General features: G+C 55.1%; 4 protein-coding genes and 1 pseudogene. All 5 read right to left on the bottom strand.

The features are described from left to right. Nucleotides 1–102: 102 nt before the first annotated feature. Complete coding sequence (locus PA598K_RS35270; RefSeq protein ID WP_128661315.1) at nt 103–771, bottom strand: FlxA-like family protein; 669 nt, start codon at nt 769–771, stop codon at nt 103–105. A 2-nt stretch (nt 772–773) separates the two neighbouring features. Further along, the gene (locus PA598K_RS37000) at nt 774–923 is read right to left on the bottom strand and encodes a hypothetical protein (RefSeq protein ID WP_185602444.1); all 150 of its coding nucleotides are present in this window, start codon (nt 921–923) and stop codon (nt 774–776) included. Then, a complete protein-coding gene (locus PA598K_RS35275; protein ID WP_128661316.1) occupies nt 920–1,582 on the bottom strand; it encodes a DUF2625 family protein in 663 nt (220 codons plus the stop codon). The genes PA598K_RS37000 and PA598K_RS35275 overlap by 4 nt, the downstream gene beginning before the upstream one ends. Nucleotides 1,583–1,923: 341 nt before the next feature. Further along, nucleotides 1,924–2,340 (bottom strand): annotated as a pseudogene (locus PA598K_RS35285) (GNAT family N-acetyltransferase); the annotation flags it as partial. Between the two features lie 57 nt (nt 2,341–2,397). After that, on the bottom strand, nt 2,398–3,339 hold the full coding sequence (locus tag PA598K_RS35290; protein WP_128661317.1) for an acetamidase/formamidase family protein: 942 nt from the start codon (nt 3,337–3,339) through the stop codon (nt 2,398–2,400). Between the last annotated feature and the right edge of the window lie 89 nt (nt 3,340–3,428).

Here is a 3,428-nt window from a genome sequence, read left to right on the forward strand (position 1 = left end):
CGCTGCCAAGCGCACAAAAAGCCCGCCATCCGTATCGCACAGATGGCGGGCTCTATAGGTGTCGGACGTGTTGCATTAGACGCAATAGGCCATGGTGCAGAATTATTCCGTGCTGATCGACTTGCCGCTATCGCCTTGCATCTGCTGTTGCGCCTCGGAAGCGATCGTCGCTTCCGTTTCCTCGCTCCCCGCCTGCTCGAAATCGGCGCCCTCTGCGTCATCGGCTGCGCCTGTGGTCGCTGGCTCCGTATCGCGGTCACGGGTTGCCGAGGCGGTCAGTTGGTTCTGGATGTCCATGCCGCGCGAGAGGATTTGTCCGGCGATTCGCTCGGCGCCGAGGATATCCTTTTGGGCCAGCTTGTCCAGTTGCACCTTACGCAGTACTTCCAGATTGCCGTATTGTCTGCTCGCTCCGATCAAGACAGGGGACATCCCTGAGAGGATGAGTTCATCCCCGTCCTCGTTACGGATGCGCTCCTGCGCCTCCTCTTCGACCTTCTCCGCAGCGGCCACGCCTACCTTTTCCAGCTCCCGCTGCTTGTCCTGGATGAGCGCATCGGCGACTTGTCCTTGCAGACGCAGGATCTCTTCCTCGATTTGCTTGATTCTTTCCTTTTCCGCCTCGTTGCCGGTACGATTTTCTTTCAATTTTTGAGCCTGCTTTTGTAATCGCTCGATCTGCTTATTGAGCTGCTCGACCTGACTGGTCTGTGAAGCCGGAGCAGGCGGCTGGAAGCGCAGGGCTGTCGGGGCTGTATGGGATAGCTTCATTGCTATTGCCCTCCTTTTTGTTCGTTATCGATCGACTCCAGCCGCGACAAGAGCTGCTGCTGGAGCTCAACCTGTTTTTTGAGTACCAGATAGATCCCGTTCAACGAGATCAGGACCATGACCAACAGGACTATAAGTACGACTCCCATCATTTCCCTTGTTCCTGTAGCTGCGCCCTGAGGGTATACTGACTCTCCCATACTTCCTGGATCGCTACGGGACGCTTGGCATTGCGCTCCATGTCCTTGCCCTCGGCGGTCCACAGGAAAGGATACACCGCCAATCCTTGACCAGGCTCCAGACTCTTCAGATCGTCGATCCAGCCGTTCCACCGGAAGGAGGCGTAGTACGTGTCCAGGTCGCCGTGCAGCACCCAATCGATGAAGTCGGTGTATCCCTTCTCTGTATCCTCCCACTCCAGCGTATCCGGGGCGAAGTAATAGACATGGGCAGACTGTGGATCGAAACGGCCGGTGTTCAACGCAAATAATCCGCCCACAACATCATAGGCAACGACAAACCCCTCCTCCAGAAGGGGATGTTGCCTGTTCTGTCTCAACGATCCATAGATGCGAGGATGTCCCGCACCGAGCAGACATAGCCAGCCATGATCGACGATCAGGCCGCCCGTCTCGAGGGCGATGGCCCCCAGCGTGGACCGATTCGTCACTTGCAGACGGTAGAGAGTCTCTTCCCCGTCGGCTCTTGTCGTCTCCAGCACCTCGACCGAAGCGCGTGCGTTGCCTATCCACTCCTGTACATCTTGCCAGGTATCCGCATCGTTCAAGATTAACTCCGAGATGTCTTTCATGACTGCACTCCCTCCTCTAACCACACGAAAGTCCGCTCTGTGCCCACTGCCGATTTCAAGCTTTTGCCCAGACAATAATGATGGGGCGCATCCTTCTCCACGACGCACAGGACATTGCCTGCCTCGCCGTCGGACAGATTAGTGAGCTGCAGATAGGCTTCATTGCCGTATAGGTACGAGACGAGATATTCATAATAGTCCTCTACTTTGGAGGCTACGTTAAGCCCTACATCATACAGACGCACTCGAGTCCCCGCCCACACGCGATGCGTATCCTCCAGTTGCGCTAGCGGCCTCCAACCTGCGTTAACGATCTCGTCGGCTATTTGCTCGGCTCGCTTCAAGTCCTTCTTCAGATAGTAATGGCTATGACCGCCCGCATTCTCTATCGTGCCGTAGACGTGGAAGCCTTCCTTCAGATAGAAGTCCAACGCTTGGAAGCTCAGCGTATCCAGCTTGATAAAGTCACAAGCCCGCTCGACCGCCATCCGCTCAGCTTCCCGCAGCAACGCCCTGCCGTGGCCGGATTTTCGATGCGCTTCGTCTACGTACAGTAAATGAATCTCCAGCCAGTTCCAGCAGAACTCTCCGACGATTCCACCGATTATGCCGCCAGCTTCATCTACCAAGTGAAGCTTTAGCTCCTGGTACCTGCCGTTTAATTCCTTGGGGAAATGCAGCATATTAAATGCAATTAGCTTGTTTCTTATATAATCCTTATCGACCGGGTCGATGGTAGTTGTTAGTCGAATCGTCATATTATCCACTCCATAACTTTTCGTCTATTATATCAGAATCGCCTGCCCGCCCGCTCCCTACCTCCAGCCCATCACGGCGCCATGCGGCAGCAAGGCATGTACGCCCTTGACGCCATTGACGATCTGCGTTATACGCAAGTCGACGACGGAGCTGCCCAGCGCGATCGCCTGTACGCGGTCCAGACCATACAGCTCCCCCATCAGATTTAACATATCATCCAACGCCTGGACAGTCGCCTCGTTCAAGTCTTCATGGAATCCGAACGTAATCCAGCCCTTCGGCGTATTAGCCCGCGGGGTAGCAGCTCCATGCTCGATCAAGTGTATCGTCACATCGACGAGCGACATCGGACATTCGATCGCCTGACAACTAATCTCTCCATCTCCCTGCTGTGCATGGCCGTCACCAATCGCCAGATAAGCGCCTTCTACCGGAACCGGCAGGTACAGCTTGCTGCCTCTCACCAGCTCCTTGCAGTCGATATTGCCGCCGGAGACGCGGGGAATCCATGTCGAGTGGACGCCTCCCGACACCGGGGGCATGCCGATCACGCCCATGAATGGGCTCAAGGCGACCGAAAAAGGACGGTCATTGATGAGGCAAGTCCCCGTCAACGAATCGGGATCCAGTCTCCAATCGAGGCACATCTCCTCATACTGCGTCAAATGCAATTTCTCATTTTGCCAGTTCGGATAATGCCCTGCCCACGTAAATCCGTATGTACCGGGGACGATATCGTTAAATACGATCTCCAGCGTCATGCCGGGCTTGGCCTGCTCGATGTAAATCGGGCCGATCAACGCATGACCGGCATCCACCGCTTCCCTTCGCTGAAATGGCTTTTGACGCGTCTCGTAGCTCTCCCCCATTCCCCATGCCGCATCCAATGCTGCAAAGCGGATCGTATCTCCAGAAGAGATACGGAGTATCGGGGGCACTTCATCGGTTAAGGAACCGATCAGCGACGCTTGGGTTAACTCAATATGGTGAATGGCCATCATTTCGCCTCCGTATAGGTCCTCGCGTTCTGAATACTAAGACAGACAGCTCCATTATACCAAATTTATCTAGTACTCCGTACCGTCTA

Source organism: Paenibacillus sp. 598K (genome assembly GCF_003851045.1).
Classification (GTDB): Bacteria; Bacillota; Bacilli; order Paenibacillales; family Paenibacillaceae; genus Paenibacillus_D.